The following is a 17,487-nucleotide window of genomic DNA, read 5'->3' as shown; positions in this document are numbered from 1 at the left end:
AAACAAACTTATTAACATTTGTGCGCTAATTCTTTCTATTGAAAAAACCACATTTTTATACTAGTTTGAATAGCGTTTCTTTCTGAAAAAAATAAAAATCAATCCAAAAAGACCAAGAATAACTAGAGGTAGAGCAATGTTGATGATTTGCCATTTCGATTTTTCCGCGGTAATTTTCTGAGGATCTAAAAATTGAATGGCCACATCCTTGGTTCGAATGTTTATAAGTCCGTCCTCTTCCAATAGATAATTCACGGCATTTTGCAAAAACTCTGTATTTCCAAATCGTCTGCCAGTCATGCGATCAAATCCCAATTCTTGTGGTTGCCCTTTGATGACATCATTTTTGATGACATCACCATCACCAATCACAATCATCTTAGTTGAAGCGCTAGAGGGTTTGTCATCATTAAGTTCAAAAGGTTTGATTCGATCTTTATAAACCGACTTAAACTCACCTTCCAATAAAACAGCTAAGGTTTGATTGGGCTGATTGTAGGTTTTTGTATCAGGTTCTCGCGTTACAATATCTAAATCCACTTCACTTGGAACACCAACCAATTTGGTTAAGTTTGAGCTTCGTAATAAAATGGTCTTTTCCACACCATTTTTTAAGGTGTCTATCTGACTCGCAAAATCAAATTTAACAGGATTGATATTGGTTGTAATTGGATGGTTCGGATTATTGCCTGCTAAAGGTGAGTATTGCCACTGCACAGGTTGAAATTGTGCATTACTGCCTTCACCAATGGCCAATGTTATGGGAGCAGAGTAAAGATCGTTTACCATAACTGGATTGATACGAACACCATATTTAAAGAAAAAATCGGTAAGGTTTAGATCTTTCATGATTGCTACAGCCTTACCAGCATTATTGTAAAGACTATCTTTATCCATGATGATTGCTTCGGTAAGCCAAAGACTTTTTCCGCCATTCATCGTGTATTGGTCCAATACATATTTTTCCTCTTCAGAAAATGGTTGCATAGGTTTTGCTGAAATAATCAAATCAAAACCTTTGAGGTCTTTTAATGTTTTTTGCGGATTGGAAGCTACGCTGTCCAAAGTGAAAGGTGCCAAGTAATAGTGTTCTCCAAGTGTACTTAAAAAATCAGCAACATAAGCATCTGATAGTTGTCCGTTACCTCTTAAAACAGCGATTTTCTTTTGCTTTGGAACCGTTAGTTTTTTAAAAGCTTCTGCAAATATGTATTCCAGATTTTGAATAGAGCCATTCACCAATTCTTGATCGGTTGCACCAATTTTGTTTTTGATTAAAGGAACGATGACCGTTTGTTCATTATAGCTTGCTAAAGCCCAAGGTATGATAACCTCTTGAGAGGTTTTTCCGTTTTCTTTAACGGTGACTTGAAACGGTCGCATGCCACGTTGCGCCAATAGCTGGATGTTTCGTTGTCGTGAGCTTTCCTCTTCAAGCGGATTGATAAATCCAAATTTCAAATTGGAGTTATGAACAGCAAACTCTTCAAGTATTTGTTGTGTTTCATTCCGAAGTCGTCTAAATTCCGAAGGAAAATCACCTTCCAAAAACACATCGACAATAATTGGAGAGTCAACATTATCAATGGTTTGGATAGCAGCTTCAGATAAAGTGTAGCGTTTGTCTTTGGTTAGGTCAAAACGTTTGTAAACATGACTTGAAATCATATTGATTGCAATAAGAATAGCAATTACAACGCTTATATAGATGATGTTCTTTTTAATCATTATCGACTTCGCTTAATATTTAATTGTGTTAGAATGATAAAAAAGGCAGCGATGCTTAAAAAGTAAATGACATCTCTTGTATCGAGTACACCTCGACTCATACTATTGAAATGAGATGACATGCCTAAGTTTTCTATATAAAATGACTCTCCAAAAAGGTTGTAATTGGACAAACCTTCAAATCCGAAATAGAAAAAGAAACAAATAAAAACGGCAATGATAAAAGCGACAATTTGATTATCGGTTAGACTAGACGAAAACACTCCAATAGAGGTGTAAGCAGCTACTAAAAATAATAACCCGAAATAAGAGCCCATGACACTTCCAACATCGAGGTTGCCTTCAGGGTTACCGAGTTTCCATAATGTAAAAATATAGAGTAACGTTGGAATTAAAGCCAGTACGATAAGTACAAATGCACCAAAATACTTTCCTAGAACAATGCTTAAATGACTGATGGGTTTTGTCAAGAGCAATTCTAAGGTGCCTTGCTTTTTTTCATCGGCAAAACTTCGCATGGTAACTGCAGGTACTAAAAACACAAGAATCCAAGGCGCTAAAAGGAAAAAGCTGGATAAATCTGCAAACCCATTATCCAAAATATTGAATTCACCTTTAAATAACCATAGAAATAATCCGTTCAATAACAAAAAAGCAGCAATGACCAAGTAACCAATTGGTGAGGCAAAGAACGTATTGATTTCTTTTTTAAGTATGGCGAGCATTTAGTTAGGGTTTGAAGCTTTAAGGACTTTATTGAATCGAATCCATTTTGTGACATAAAACACCATAAAAACAAAACAGAAAATTGAAGCAAATAAACTTGTGGTTTTAAGTGTAGGTTTTTGACTTCCGAAGTAGTAAAAATAAAATGCAATACAAAATAGAAATATATACACAATTAAAGGTGTAATTATACTTCTTCTAAGGTGTTTGTTTTCAGATGCAGTCATAAATATTTAACTTAGGCTAACAATTTTATCCACACTCCAAGCTTCAGGTTTGGCATTGAACAAAGGTTTTGTTTTTGACCACACCTGTTTAAATAGATTCGATTGTCTATAGCGTTCCAAATCATTTTCAGTATTCCAATAACTATACGTAAAAAATGTATTGGTATTGTACTTGTCTCTATACAATTCTAAAAATTCACAACCTTCAAAAGCTCGAATCTTATGTTTATTGCTTTCAAAGTTAGCAAGAAACGTATCGATATGCGAAGGTTCAAAACTCATTTTTACAATTCTTACAAACATAGTCTTAGCGTTCAATAATTTCTTTTCCTTTTGGAATAACTGGTGTCGTAACAAAATTTACGGTTACAGTATCTCTAATATCCAATCCCATCAACGAAGATGCACTGCCAACAGTATTACCATCACTTTTATAAACAGCGATTTCGAGATATCCTGAAGAATTGAAAACAACGAGACCTCTTCCAGCATCATATCTTTTTTCTTCGGGAATATCGAAATTTATGGCATCACTATATTTTTCATATATGGTTTTGAACTTGTAATTCCGTGCCGAAATTTCATAATTACGGGTTTTTTGAATAGATTCAAAAAACTTACGCTTGATATTGGTCACCACATTGCCATAGTTGTCGATGTAAATAACATTACCAATGATCTGATTTTTTTCATCATTCACAAAGGGAATCATGTTTTTGATGGGTTTGATGGTATCAATAACTTTCCCTATGACTTCAAGTGTGCCACCACGAGCAATATGGCAAGCAACATTAACAAAAACATCCAATACAGGGAAACTTGTTCCGACACGGTCATGGATGTTGATTTCCACAATTTTTTGAGGTGAAATTTCACTACAGATCATACTCATGATACCGTTATTGGCACAAATGAAATAATGATCGTCAAGCTGAACGGCAATATGCTTATTTTCAGGATTCAACTCAGAATCGATACCAATAACATGAATAGTACCTTTTGGAAAGCTACTGTAAGCATTCTGAATGATATAGGCTGCTTCAGGAATATTGAAAGGCGCAACTGAATGTGAGATATCAACAATTCTAGCATCAGGCATTTCACTGTAAATGGCACCTTTAATGGCACCAGCAAAGTGATCTTTTTCTCCAAAATCGGTTGTTAATGTGATGATTGCCATAAATGAATCCCTCTCAGTAGCTAAATGTCTAATCTCGTTGTTTAGTCGTAGATAAACTTGTTAAAAACTCATCAATATTTTAATCCTATGGTAACCTTTCGAATAAAATACTTTAGTTATTTTTGAGTAACATGAGTCTTGTTTACCTCATCACAAAACTAATAAAACAAAACAGATTAATTAATAAATAGGACAGCTTTTGAACGAACTTATTTTAGAATTAGAGGAAATCACTCCCAAAGAGTTTTTTGGTGCTCAAAATGCCAATATCAAAATCCTAAAACAATACTTTCCAAAACTTAAAATTGTAGCAAGAGGCAATAAAATTAAAGCCTATGGTGACGAAGATTTATTAGAAGAATTTGATCGCCGTATGGAAATGCTTATGGTGCATTTTGGCAAGTACAATAAAATAGACGAAAATACCATTGAGCGCGTGCTCACAAGTCAGAGTAGTGATGATTATACCACATCAGATCAAAGTGGCGAACCCATCCTTCATGGTGTTAATGGTAGAATTATCAAAGCGCAAACGGTCAATCAGCGTAAGTTGGTTGACAGTATGAAAAAAAACGATATGGTGTTTGCTATTGGTCCTGCTGGTACTGGAAAAACTTACACAGGTGTGGCCTTGGCAGTAAGGGCTTTAAAAAATAAGGAAGTAAAACGTATCATTCTAACACGTCCTGCAGTGGAAGCTGGAGAGAATCTCGGATTTCTACCAGGTGATCTCAAAGAAAAATTAGATCCATACATGCAACCACTTTATGATGCCTTACGCGATATGATTCCTCCTGAAAAGTTGGCGAGTTTTCTCGAAAATGGAACTGTTCAAATTGCGCCTTTGGCATTTATGCGCGGACGAACATTAGACAATGCTTTTGTGATTTTGGATGAAGGTCAGAATACAACCCATGCTCAAATGAAGATGTTCTTGACGAGAATGGGTAAAAATGCCAAGTTTTTGCTTACAGGAGATCCTGGTCAGGTCGATTTACCACGACGTACGATTTCTGGATTGAAAGAGGCCTTGCTGGTTTTGAAAAATGTAGAAGGGATTGGTATGGTCTATCTTGACGATAAAGACGTCATTCGCCATAAACTCGTGAAGAAAGTTATTGAGGCTTATAAAAGTATCGAAAATAGAGATTAATTTTTTGAAGCTATTCCAGCTTTCGGCAGTCGCTCTTTTCAAGGAGCTCCAACAACTGCCTTAATCTGGGCTAAAGCTATTAAACATATATTATAATTGTAGTGTCAAATCAGAATAATACCATAATTGCATCCAATTTTAAATTCCCAAACCAGAAAAGTGTCTACAAAGGAAAGGTTAGGGAAGTATATAATATTAACGACGAAGAACTGGTCATGATTGCAACCGATCGTTTATCGGCTTTTGATGTGGTCATGCCTAAAGGGATTCCGTATAAAGGACAAATACTTAACCAAATCGCTACTCGAATGATGAAGGCTACCGAAGATTTGGTGCCTAATTGGTTGACGGCAACTCCAGATCCAAATGTGGCTGTCGGACATTTATGTGAGCCTTTCAAGGTAGAAATGGTGATTCGTGGGTATTTGTCTGGGCACGCAGCTCGTGAATACAAAGTGGGAAAACGCATGTTATGTGGTGTTGCCATGCCAGAAGGTATGAAAGAAAATGATAAGTTTCCACAACCAATTATTACACCTGCAACCAAAGCAGAACAAGGCGATCATGATGAGGATATTTCTCGTGAAGATATCTTAAAACGTGGCATCGTTTCCGAAGCGGATTATGTTGTGCTGGAAGATTACACGAGAAAATTATTCCAACGTGGCTCTGAAATTGCAGCATCTCGAGGGTTGATTTTGGTCGATACCAAATACGAGTTTGGTAAAACCAAAGACGGAAAAATTGTTTTAATTGATGAAATCCATACACCAGATTCCTCACGTTATTTTTATGCTGAAGGTTATCAAGAACGTCAAGATAACAACGAACCTCAAAAGCAATTGTCTAAAGAGTTTGTGCGCCAGTGGTTAATAGCCAATAACTTTCAGGGACTTGAAGGGCAATCTGTTCCAGAAATGAGTGATGACTACATCAACTCAGTTAGTGAACGCTATATTGAACTTTATGAAAATATTACAGGAGAAACCTTTGTAAAAGCAGATGTCTCTAATATTCATGAAAGGATAGAGGCTAATGTCTTAAACTATCTTAATTCTAAGTAGTATTTTAAGGTTTCGTATTTTTAAGTTTGCTTATTAACCAAATAGGTAGTTGAAACCTTATGCAAAATCTCTATCAGTTTTCTGAAAAATTCTCATCCCTAGCTTGGGGAATGCCATTATTGCTTTTGTTGATTGGTGGTGGACTCTATCTTTTGATTCGCTCACGATTTGTTCCGTTTTGCTTTTTTGCACATGCCATTCAGGTGTTAAGAGGGAAGTATGACGACCCAAATGATCCTGGAGAAATCAGTCATTTTAAAGCCTTGACCACAGCTTTATCTTCTACAATAGGCATGGGTAACATTGCTGGTGTAGCTTTGGCGATTACAGTTGGCGGACCAGGAGCTTTGTTCTGGATGTGGATTAGCGCGATTGTTGGAATGAGTACCAAATTTTTCACCTCAACCTTAGCGGTTATGTATAGAGGAAAGGACAGTAACGGCGATTTACAAGGTGGTCCAATGTACTTTATTCGTGAAGGACTTGGTAAGCGTTGGCAGTTTTTAGCGGTTTTGTTTTCTGTTTTTGGAATGTTTGGCGCCTTACCTGTTGTGAATGTGAACCAATTAAAACAAGCCATCAACGATATTATTTTGATTCCTAATGGTGTTGAAGTTAGTTTTTACACTAACCTTATTATTGCAATTGTTTTGGTTCTTGTGACGTCAATTGTCATTTTAGGTGGCTTGAAACGAATCAGTGGTATTGCATCTAAAATGGTGCCTTCAATGGTATTGCTTTACTTTTTTCTCGTCCTTATTATTCTAGGAATTAACTATTCTGAAATTCCTAAATATGTAACCCTAATTTTTACGGACGCTTTTTCAGCAGATTATATTAATGACGAAAGTATGTATGGAGGAGTCCTTGGCGCATTGATTATTTTGGGCGTAAAGCGTGGTGCCTTTTCTAATGAAGCTGGAATCGGAACAGCGCCAATGGCTCATGGTGCTGCAAAAACGGATGAGCCAGTTCGTGAAGGTTTAGTCGCTATGCTTGGTCCAGTAATCGATACGCTAATAGTGTGCACATTAACTGGATTGACCATTTTGGTGACCGATGTTTGGCAAACAACATCAGATAATGGTGTAAGTTTAACAGCTTCAGCTTTTGAGGATGCGCTACCTGGATTTGGTCCTTATGCCCTTATGGTTTGTGTGGTGATTTTTAGCGTGTCGTCTTTGTTTTCTTATGCCTATTATGGTACTAAATGCTTGTCATTTCTTATTGGAGCGCATCGTAAACATTATTACAGTTATATTTATATTCTGAGCATTGTTCTTGCGGCAACGTTGCCATTTGCAACAGTCATTAATTTTATTGATGGCATATTTGCTTTTATGGCAATTCCTACCATGTTAGCAACTATCATTTTAGCTCCTAAAGTGGTTAAGGAAACTAAAGCTTACTTCAAGAGGCATAGAAATACTTAAGATTTTTTAATAGAAGACTTAAACTGCTGAGGTGTCATCATTTCCATTTTTTTGAATTGCCTGTTGAAATAGCTGGTATTATTAAAACCAGATTTAAAGGCGATTTCAGACATGCGATATCCTGAATGTTCTTTCATCAATTTTTTTGAAAACTTGATTTTTTCAGAATTGATATAATCTATTGGAGACACTCCAAGCGTATTTTTGAATTGTTTATGAAAATGGGAGGTACTCATGTAAGCTTTCTCAGCCAATACATCTACAGATAAATCCTTATTGGTCAAATTTTCTTTGATGTATTTAATCACTGTGCCTATTCGTGTATCGTTAAAAATTTGATGAGGATCATTAATGATCAACGATTTAGCCTTGGTTTGTAGCAATCTTACAATCAACTCCTGAATCATCAAGTCCAACAGTACGTCTTTCGACTTATTATTATTAGTAAATGTGTAGGTCAGTCGTTCTATAAGATGATTGACATCTATGTTGTTAATGAGATGAGAAGCAGTTTCATCAAGATTCCAGTTGTTGTTTTCATTTTCAATGGCAACATGGTTATTGAACTTGGCTACAACTTCATCAATTTTTGAAGCATCAATTCCTAAGGCTAGACATTGTGTTGGTTGCTCTTGGGTTGCTAGAGGGAAATCAATAACCATTTCCTTATTGGTAGGCATCACAACCGATTCACCTGGAAAAAAATCAAACGCTTCAAATCCGTCAATATGCATGATTTTCTTTCCTGTAAGCATACTGGCGATAATAGGAAAATCAAAAGTCAAGGAGACTTTTTCAGCATAGACATGGGTTTCATAAATATTAAGTTCAGCATATTCGGCATTGTAAGTTGTTCTGTTCTCGACAAGAGTCGTCAGTTTTCGATGCTTTTTATGATGACTTAGTAAGGGTTTCATATTCAATGATACAAAAAAATAACTCTAAAGAGCGTAAATAATAGATATGTTCAAAATAATAATAAATATGTTCAAGAAAATAAAGATATCATAAAATAACTTTATCCAAAATATAGATACTATAAAAATAGTATGAAAATATTATGTAATTAATAATTTAATACAAATTTAAATGAGTTATTCAAAACCAAAATTTAAAGCGTCTTACGGAAATTTTATAAACGGTAAGTTTGTGGAACCAGTAGGTGGAGCGTATTTTGAAAATACTTCTCCAATAGACAAGTCCTTAATCGCTAAATATCCAAGATCGCAAAAAGAAGATGTTGAATTGGCTTTAGATGCAGCAAATGCTGCGAAAGAGTCATGGGCAAATACTTCTGCTACAGAACGTGCGACATTATTAAACAAAGTGGCCGATATTATTGAAGAAAATTTAGAGGAATTCGCCTTGGTTGAAACCTGTGATAATGGGAAACCAATCCGTGAAACCTTAAATGCTGATGTGCCACTTTCGGTAGATCATTGGCGTTATTTTGCCTCTTGTATTCGCGCTGAGGAAGGTAGTGCTACCGAATTGGATGCCAATACCTTGTCCATGAATATCAAGGAACCGCTTGGTGTGGTCGGACAAATCATACCATGGAATTTTCCTTTATTGATGTTGTCTTGGAAATTACCACCAGCATTAGCCACTGGAAATTGTGTTGTGTTGAAACCAGCAGAGCAAACGCCATCTTCAGCAACTTTATTGATGGAGAAAATTGCGGATGTATTTCCACCAGGTGTTATCAATGTAGTTCACGGATTTGGTCCTGAAGCAGGAAAACCTTTAGCCTCAAGTTCTAGAGTGGATAAAGTTGCCTTTACAGGTGAAACGACTACAGGACAATTGATCATGCAATATGCGTCCAAAAACCTGAATCCAGTAACAATGGAGTTAGGAGGAAAGTCGCCTAATATCTTCTTCAATTCTGTAATGGATGAAGATGATGCCTTTTTAGACAAGGCCATTGAAGGTGCTGTGTTATTTGCGTTTAATCAAGGCGAAGTTTGTACGTGTCCTTCAAGAATTTTAGTCCAAGAAGATATCTACGATGCCTTTATGGAACGCGTCATAGAACGTACAAAAGCTATTGTTCAAAACAATCCTTATGATACCTCATGTATGGTTGGAGCCCAAGCGTCAAATGATCAATATGAAAAAATTCAATCCTATATCAAAATAGGGAAGGATGAAGGAGCAAAAGTACTTTGTGGAGGTGAAGCCAATAAAGAAGGCGATTTGGCTAATGGCTTTTTCATTCAACCAACAATTTTGGAAGGTCATAATAAAATGCGTGTGTTCCAAGAAGAAATCTTTGGTCCTGTCGTTTGTGTTACCAAATTTAAGGATGAAGCAGAAGCTTTGGAAATTGCCAACGATACGCTCTACGGATTGGGAGCTGGTGTATGGACAAGGGACGCACATCAATTATATCAAATTCCGAGAGCCATTAAAGCAGGTCGTGTTTGGGTGAATTGCTACCATGCCTATCCAGCTCATGCACCTTTTGGAGGTTATAAGAAATCAGGTTTTGGTAGAGAAAACCATGTTATGATGTTGAGTCATTACAGGCAAACTAAAAACATGCTCATTTCTTACGATAAGAATAAGCTAGGATTCTTTTAGAATAAAATTGTTAATCTAAGGCTGAATTTGTTCAGCCTTTTTTTATCTTGTTAAGTATGAAACGAATTGATATTACCGAAGCTGCTGCAAATGTCGTCAGGTCTTTAAAGGACAAACATGGCGAATTGATTTTCCACCAAAGTGGTGGCTGTTGTGATGGGTCTTCACCTATGATTTTTGAAAAAGAGGATATGTATCTCGATGAGAGTGATATTCTCTTGGGAGTTGTAGAAGGCGTGAACTTTTATATGAACAAAGACCAATACGAATATTGGAAGCATACACATTTGACTATTGATATCACAGAAGGTCGAGGTGCGAGTTTTTCATTGGAGATTCCTCTCGGACTTCGATTCATTATCCATTCCAGATTATTAACAGATGAGGAACAAGAGTATTTCAATAACCCAAATTGATCGATAGCAAACTATTTTTTATAGCCCTATACTGAAATATGTATAGGGTTTTTTCTTGTTGGTTTGAAAAGCTATAATTTAAAGGCATTGCATTTTTATTGCTAAATTAATATATTTATGCTAAAATAATATATATGACTATTGACTTGTGTCCAAATTGTGGATCTGATACTTATATCAAGAGCGGCATTGTAAATGGCAGGCAACGTTACAAATGTAAAAAATGCAATTATTTTTTCTCCGTAAATAAGCTAGGAAAAAAAATAGATGATTATTACGTTAATAAAGCACTTCAGTTGTATTTAGAAGGCTTGACCTATCGTGAGATTGAACGTATTTTAGGGATTTCACATGTGAGTATCATGAATTGGGTGAAGAAATACGGTGTTAAACGACCTTATAATTCAAGTTATCATCCCACTTACAAAATCCTCAATGCGGAAGAGCTTGGGAAGTACTTTCAAAATTCTGAGAATATCAAAGGTGCTGGTGTAGTTGTGACAGAACTTGGTGATAAGTTTATGTTGATTAAATGGGAACGATTTAAGGATTAGTATATATAATTAACATATAAGTATAGTTATTTTTTTTCAAGACATAGTTTTTAAGAGCTTAGTAGTGCACACAAAACCAATTATTTGCTAACTAACACTTTTAAATTATGAAGAAAACATCCCTTGTGCTGATTGGAATTTTTTTGATGTCCATTCAGCTTTGTTTTGCTCAAGGATCGCCAGATTACACTGGTGGAATGAAAGTAAAACTGAATGAAGATGGTTCGAAGTACTTCAGAATCATTTCATGGGCTCAATTCTGGGCACAACACAATTCAGACCGACCATTAGATGCTAATGGTAACGAACAAAGCGAGCTCAACTTCAGTTTGAGAAGAGCTCGTGTTCTTATGTATGCACAAATTAACAAAGATTTCCTAATTCTTACACATTTCGGATTAAACAGTCTCAATGCAGACAATATGTCTGCTATTGGAACAGGAGATCGCTCACAACTATTTTTTCATGATGTTTGGGCACAGTATAGCTTGAGTGCGAACCATGCTATTGGTGGTGGACTTCATTATTGGAATGGAATTTCCAGATTAAACAACCAAAGTACATTAAACATGATGACTTTGGACAACCAGCGTCAGGCTTGGGCAACAATTGGCCTTTCTGATCAATTTGCACGTCATATGGGTGTGTATTTGAAAGGGAAGTTCAAAAAATTGCAATACCGAGTAGCGATTAATGATGCGGTTACTAACAACCTTCAGTCTGGAACAACACCTATGAACAACGGTTCTGCTGTTTATGCTGGACGCAGACTTCTGGGCTCTAAAGATGCTGGACGAACCTATGCTGGATACTTTGATTATCATTTTTTAGATCAAGAATCTAATTTCTTGCCTTACAAGGTTGGAACGTATTTAGGAGGTAAAAAAGTTTTTAACGTTGGAGCAGGATTCTTCCTTCATCCAAATGGCTCTGTAGTTGCTGATGGCAATGGTGAGTTGTCTGGAGAAGATGTTTCTATTTTCGCTATTGATGCTTTTTATGATGCACCTCTTGGAGAAAATGGAGCAGCTATAACAGCGTATTTATTAAGTCAGTTTACAAATTATGGAGAAGATTATACTTTGGGTACAACCTATGAAACAGGATCGCTTATCCATGCGCATGTTGGTTATGTGATTGCAACAGAAGGTAAGGTGAAATTCCAGCCTTATCTGCAATTTGATAACAGACAAATTGATGCTATTGACGATAGTGCGACATCTTTTGGTGTAGGTGCTAATGCGTATATAAGTGGGCACAATTCTAAACTGACCCTTGAATATTTCAATACTAAATACGGTAACAATGATGCAATGGGTACTGTGACTTTGCAGGCTATGATTTACCTATAAAAACTAATGTTATGAGTGAAAAACAAAAACACGCGACAGCGTATTGGAAGGAAAACCTTAAATATTTGGTCATTCTATTATTTATTTGGTTTGCAGTGTCTTACGGTTGTGGAATTCTATTCAAAGAAGAACTGAATCAGTTCAGGTTGGGTGGCTTTAAGTTAGGCTTCTGGTTTGCACAACAAGGCTCAATTTATGTATTTGTAATTCTCATATTCGTATATGTGAGATTGATGAATAAACTTGATAAAAAATACGGTTTCGACGAGTAACCCTTAACTAAATTAAAATCAAAACATTATGAGTGTACAAACTTGGACATGGATATTAGTAGGGCTTACTTTCGCCTTATATTTTGGAATAGCAATTTGGGCCAGAGCAGGCTCAACAAAAGAATTTTATGTTGCTGGTGGTGGTGTTTCTCCATTAGCAAATGGTATGGCGACTGCTGCTGACTGGATGAGTGCGGCTTCGTTTATAAGTATGGCTGGATTAATCTCTTTTATGGGTTATGATGGTTCGGTGTTCCTTATGGGTTGGACAGGAGGTTATGTGCTTCTGGCACTGCTTCTGGCACCATATCTAAGGAAGTTTGGGAAGTTTACAGTGCCAGATTTTATTGGTGATCGATACTATTCAAATACCGCTAGAACAGTTGCCGTAATTTGTGCCTTAATAGTTTCCTTTACTTACGTAGCTGGACAAATGCGTGGCGTTGGTATTGTATTCTCTCAATTCTTGCAAGTAGATATCAATCTTGGTGTCGTCATAGGAATGACTGTTGTTCTTATTTTTGCCTTCTTAGGAGGAATGAAAGGAATTACCTATACGCAGGTTGCGCAATATTGTGTCTTGATCTTTGCTTTTATGGTGCCTGCATTCTTTATTTCAATGCAAATGACCGGAAACATCATTCCTCAAATTGGAATGGGAGGAACGGTTGAAGATGGTACCTTTTTACTCGATAAGTTAGATGCCTTACACACACAACTCGGATTTAACGAATATACCAGTGGCACCAAAACCACTTGGGATGTTTTTGCTATTACTTTAGCATTAATGGTAGGAACTGCAGGATTACCGCATGTGATTGTTCGCTTCTTCACAGTTCCTAAAGTAAAGGATGCTAGAAAATCTGCTGGATTGGCTTTATTGTTCATCGCTATTCTATATACAACGGCTCCGGCTATTGCTGTATTTGCAAGAACAAACTTAATCGAAACAGTAAGTAATACAGAGTATAAAGAGGTTCCAGAATGGTTTAAAAACTGGGAAAATACGGGTCTGATTGCTTGGTCTGATAAAAATGGAGATGGCAAGATTCAATATGTTGCTGGATCTGCTTTAGAAGGAAAGAAACCAGTTTATTCTGATGTTCGAGGAACGAATGGTGAACGTATGATTACTAACGCTAATGCTACAACTGAAAATGAATTATATGTAGATCGTGATATCATGGTATTGGCAAATCCTGAAATTGCTAAACTACCAAATTGGGTGATTGCTCTCGTGGCTGCTGGTGGATTGGCTGCAGCATTATCAACTGCTGCTGGATTGCTATTAGTGATCTCAACTTCGATTTCCCATGATTTAATCAAAAAGCAATTAAAGCCAGACATTTCAGAAAAAGGAGAACTTTTAGCAGCTCGTATTTCTATTTTAGTGGCTATCATTATTGCAGGGCTCTTCGGAATTTATCCGCCAGGATTTGTGGCAGCGGTTGTGGCTCTGGCCTTCGGATTGGCAGCTGCATCATTCTTCCCAGCCATTATTTTGGGAATTTTTGACAAGCGTATGAATAAACAAGGTGCTGTTGCCGGAATGATTGTAGGTATCGTCTTGATGCTGTATTATATGATCGTTTATAAAACAGGACTGATTGGTGTTATGGATCCTAAGCCAGCTACCGAATGGTGGTTTGGTACCTCACCAGAAGGCTTCGGAACAATTGCCATGCTTGTAAACGTTGTGGTGTCTGTAGTGGTTTCTAGATTAACGGCTGCTCCACCAGAAAATGTTCAGGAAATGGTAGAGAATATTAGAATACCTTCAGGAGCAGGTGAAGCTTCTAGTCATTGATGATTTAGTTCTTAATTCATTTGGAATTAAAGTTAAATTAATTAGTTAGTATGAAACAGTACTGTTACGGCAGTACTGTTTTTTTCTTATTTTTAGATTTTCAATTTCTAATGAAAAAACGCCACGAACAAAAATTGGTTGTATTGTCTATAGCATTGTTCCTCGTGTTCAATGTACCTTTCTTGCTTGTATTCAATTCTGACGGACAACTATTTGGTATTCCAGTATTTTATTTTTCGATTTTTTCCATCTGGATTTTGTCTATAGTGATTTCATACATCGTATTAAAACGCCATTATGAATAACTATTCGCTTGTCTTAATCATTATACTATATTTAGCGGTGCTTTTTTACATTGCTTTTTTTGCAGAACGGAAAAAGAAAAGCAAATGGGTTAACAATCCTTACGTATATACTTTATCTCTTGCCGTGTATTGCTCGGCTTGGACCTACTACGGAAGCATTGGGATTGCTGCAAATTCAGGTATCGATTTTTTGCCAATTTATTTGGGTCCAGTCATAGCGGCACCACTTTGGATTGTCTTGCTTCGGAAAATCATTCGGATTTCAAAACAGCATAAGATTTCCTCGATAGCAGATTTTATATCTCTGCGATACGGAAACCATCGTTTTTTAGGAGCGCTTGTGACTTTGGTCTGTCTCTTCGGAACCTTGCCTTATATATCACTTCAATTAAAAGCTGTATCTGAAACGTTTGCAATCATAGCAGATGAAACCAGTTATATTTCAACGTCAATCTTAGATGATTCCACATTTTATGTAGCTTTATTGTTAGCGGTTTTTGCTACATTTTTTGGCACACAAAACACGGATGCTTCTGAAAAACACAAAGGTATCATAGCCTCAGTTGCCTTTGAGTCGGTTTTAAAACTATTGTTCTTTTTAGTCATTGGGATATATATTACCTTCTATCTTTTTGATGGTACAACAGACATCTATTCCAAAATTTCAAACACAGAGAACTTTAATTCACTTATTAAGTTGAATGGTATTGAAGACAGTTTCAATTGGTTTTTTATGACTGGCTTATCGTTTATAGCTATTTTTCTTTTGCCTCGGCAATTCCAGGTTTCAGTTTTGGAAAATATACGAGAGAAACATCTCAAAAAAGCCATTTGGATGTTTCCACTTTACCTGTTGCTATTTAACGTTTTTGTAATTTTTATCGCTTGGGCTGGTAAGCTTACATTCGGCAATGCCGTTAATGCAGAATACTATACCTTGTTGCTTCCCTTGGAAAATGGCAATTCGTTTTTAGCGACCTTGGTTTTTCTTGGCGGATTTTCAGCAGTGATATCTATGGTTGTCGTATCAACTTTGGCATTGTCCATTATGGTGAGTAATAACTTGATCATTCCTTATGGGTTTTTAGATAAGTTCATAAAAAATCAACCCGAACGTAATTCCAAATACATTAAGAATATTCGTCGTATTTCTATTTTTACCATCATAATTACGGCATACTTTTTCTATGTGTCTTTTTCAAGAGAGTTGTCTCTATATTCCATCGGATTGATTTCCTTCGTCATCATTGCTCAATTAGCGCCATCCTTTTTTATTGGATTGTATTGGAATAGAGGCTCTTCAAAAGCAGCTATTATAGGAATCATTGTTGGGATCTTAATTGTACTTTATACCTTGGTTTTACCTTTTACAGTTCAAGCTTATACAGGAAGTGATGATTTTGTTCAGTATGGTTTGCGAGGTATTTCTGCTCTAAAACCACATGCTTTGTTCGGAATTGATTTTTTATCACCTCCAGCTCATGCATTTTTTTGGAGCATGTCTGCCAATATTTTATGTTATTTGATTTTCTCCTTAACCTCTAAAGGACATTATAGGGAACGTAATTATGCAGAAATGTTTGTCGATATAAGAAACTTCTCCACGCTTCAAGATAGTGCCTTGGTTTGGAAAGGGGAAGCTTATGTAGCTGATATAAAAAACGTATTGGTGCGATTTCTAGGGGAAACCAAAGCGAATCGTGCCTTAAGTATATTTTTCACCAAATACAAATTGTCACCAGACACACAGATTGCGGATGCGCGATTGATTAATTTTTCAGAAAAACTCTTAACGGGAAGTATTGGGAGTGCTTCAGCAAAAATACTTATTGCAAGTGTGGTTAAAGAAGAACAAATCAGTTTGGTGGAAGTTTTAAAAATCCTTGAAGAATCTAAAGAGCATATTGTGAGCAATAAAGTATTGTTGGAAAAATCGAATGAATTGGCAGAGCTCTCTTCAAAACTTAAAACTGCGAATCAAGAACTGATTACAAAAGACAAGCAAAAAGATGAGTTTTTAGATACTGTAGCCCATGAGTTGAAAACTCCTATTACAGGCATTAGGGCAGCAACTGAATTATTGATGGATGATATTGATGATATGCCGATGGAAATGAAGCAACAATTTTTAAAGAACATTCTTCAAGACTCTGATCGCTTAGGGCGTTTGATCAATAACATTCTGGATTTTGAAAAGTTGGAAACTGGCCGATTGAACCTGGATATTGAACGATACGATATTCAAAACACCATGAAGAAAGCCATGTCCAGCATATCTCATATTGCTTCCAAAAAAGAAATCAGGCTTATTAATAGAAATCCTCATAGCTTCAAGCTCAATTATGATGAGGATCGAATTCTACAAGTTCTCACAAACTTATTGTCAAATGCCATGAAATTTTGCAAGGAAAAAACAGGGGAAATAACGATTGACTATAAACTTGGAAATCAATTTGTTGAAATCTCGGTAAGTGACAATGGTAAAGGGATTCCAAGTGAAGATCATGATTTTATTTTTGAAAAATTTTACCAATCGAAACACCAAAACACCATTAAACCACATGGTAGTGGATTAGGACTTGCAATCACCAAACAAATAGTACAAAAACACAATGGAAAAATTTGGGCTGAAAAAGGGTTAAAAAAAGGCGCAAAGCTTGTTTTTACGCTGCCTTTTGAGTAAA

15 protein-coding genes are annotated in these 17,487 nt (G+C 36.3%); 10 read left to right on the top strand and 5 right to left on the bottom strand.

From position 1 onward, the window contains the following. Positions 1-60 precede the first annotated feature (60 nt). From gldG to AB9K26_RS10250, 4 genes are all read right to left on the bottom strand, one after another. A complete protein-coding gene (gldG, locus tag AB9K26_RS10265; RefSeq protein ID WP_369972481.1) occupies positions 61-1,728 on the bottom strand; it encodes a gliding motility-associated ABC transporter substrate-binding protein GldG in 1,668 nt (555 codons plus the stop codon). Beyond that, a complete protein-coding gene (gldF, locus tag AB9K26_RS10260) occupies positions 1,728-2,453 on the bottom strand; it encodes a gliding motility-associated ABC transporter permease subunit GldF (RefSeq protein ID WP_369972480.1) in 726 nt (241 codons plus the stop codon). Before gldF ends, gldG begins: the two co-directional genes overlap by 1 nt. Before the next feature lie 234 nt (positions 2,454-2,687). Next, entirely contained in the window at positions 2,688-2,984 is a 297-nt protein-coding gene (locus AB9K26_RS10255) for a putative quinol monooxygenase (protein ID WP_369972479.1), read from the bottom strand. Positions 2,985-2,988: 4 nt separating this feature from the next. Then, positions 2,989-3,861: an S-adenosyl-l-methionine hydroxide adenosyltransferase family protein gene (locus AB9K26_RS10250; protein ID WP_369972478.1), complete on the bottom strand. Its 873-nt coding sequence runs from the start codon at positions 3,859-3,861 to the stop codon at positions 2,989-2,991. Positions 3,862-4,060: 199 nt separating this feature from the next. Between AB9K26_RS10250 and AB9K26_RS10245 the strand changes: the two genes are divergently transcribed. From AB9K26_RS10245 to AB9K26_RS10235, 3 genes are all read left to right on the top strand, one after another. Continuing rightward, positions 4,061-5,014, top strand: coding sequence for a PhoH family protein (locus AB9K26_RS10245; RefSeq protein ID WP_369972477.1), 954 nt, complete (start codon positions 4,061-4,063; stop codon positions 5,012-5,014). A gap of 101 nt (positions 5,015-5,115) precedes the next feature. Further along, positions 5,116-6,078, top strand: a complete 963-nt coding sequence (locus tag AB9K26_RS10240) for a phosphoribosylaminoimidazolesuccinocarboxamide synthase (RefSeq protein ID WP_369972476.1) — start codon at positions 5,116-5,118, stop codon at positions 6,076-6,078. A 59-nt stretch (positions 6,079-6,137) separates the two neighbouring features. Beyond that, positions 6,138-7,511: an alanine/glycine:cation symporter family protein gene (locus tag AB9K26_RS10235; protein ID WP_369972475.1), complete on the top strand. Its 1,374-nt coding sequence runs from the start codon at positions 6,138-6,140 to the stop codon at positions 7,509-7,511. Here the strand turns inward: AB9K26_RS10235 and AB9K26_RS10230 are convergent. Then, positions 7,508-8,428 carry an AraC family transcriptional regulator gene (locus tag AB9K26_RS10230; protein ID WP_369972474.1) on the bottom strand — a complete coding sequence of 307 codons (921 nt, stop codon included), beginning with the start codon at positions 8,426-8,428 and terminating at the stop codon, positions 7,508-7,510. The two genes, AB9K26_RS10235 and AB9K26_RS10230, sit on opposite strands and share 4 nt — an antisense overlap. Positions 8,429-8,600: 172 nt before the next feature. Between AB9K26_RS10230 and AB9K26_RS10225 the strand changes: the two genes are divergently transcribed. From AB9K26_RS10225 to AB9K26_RS10195, 7 genes are all read left to right on the top strand, one after another. Next, the gene (locus AB9K26_RS10225; RefSeq protein ID WP_369972473.1) at positions 8,601-10,097 is read left to right on the top strand and encodes an aldehyde dehydrogenase family protein; all 1,497 of its coding nucleotides are present in this window, start codon (positions 8,601-8,603) and stop codon (positions 10,095-10,097) included. A gap of 56 nt (positions 10,098-10,153) precedes the next feature. Continuing rightward, positions 10,154-10,513 (top strand): DUF779 domain-containing protein, encoded by a 360-nt coding sequence (locus AB9K26_RS10220; RefSeq protein WP_369972472.1) that lies wholly within the window; start codon positions 10,154-10,156, stop codon positions 10,511-10,513. A gap of 134 nt (positions 10,514-10,647) precedes the next feature. Beyond that, positions 10,648-11,067, top strand: a complete 420-nt coding sequence (locus tag AB9K26_RS10215; RefSeq protein WP_369972471.1) for a hypothetical protein — start codon at positions 10,648-10,650, stop codon at positions 11,065-11,067. Positions 11,068-11,174: 107 nt separating this feature from the next. Beyond that, positions 11,175-12,419 (top strand): hypothetical protein, encoded by a 1,245-nt coding sequence (locus tag AB9K26_RS10210; RefSeq protein ID WP_369972470.1) that lies wholly within the window; start codon positions 11,175-11,177, stop codon positions 12,417-12,419. An 11-nt stretch (positions 12,420-12,430) separates the two neighbouring features. After that, on the top strand, positions 12,431-12,691 hold the full coding sequence (locus AB9K26_RS10205) for a DUF4212 domain-containing protein (RefSeq protein WP_369972469.1): 261 nt from the start codon (positions 12,431-12,433) through the stop codon (positions 12,689-12,691). Positions 12,692-12,719: 28 nt separating this feature from the next. Then, a complete protein-coding gene (locus AB9K26_RS10200; RefSeq protein WP_369972468.1) occupies positions 12,720-14,498 on the top strand; it encodes a sodium:solute symporter family protein in 1,779 nt (592 codons plus the stop codon). Between the two features lie 297 nt (positions 14,499-14,795). After that, positions 14,796-17,486, top strand: a complete 2,691-nt coding sequence (locus AB9K26_RS10195; RefSeq protein ID WP_369972467.1) for an ATP-binding protein — start codon at positions 14,796-14,798, stop codon at positions 17,484-17,486. Position 17,487: the final 1 nt, after the last annotated feature.

Origin of the sequence: Psychroserpens sp. XS_ASV72 (assembly GCF_041224425.1) — a bacterium.
Lineage (GTDB): Bacteria > Bacteroidota > Bacteroidia > Flavobacteriales > Flavobacteriaceae > Psychroserpens.
Note: the sequence above shows the minus strand (reverse complement) of the source record. Positions and strands in the feature narration are given on the sequence as shown.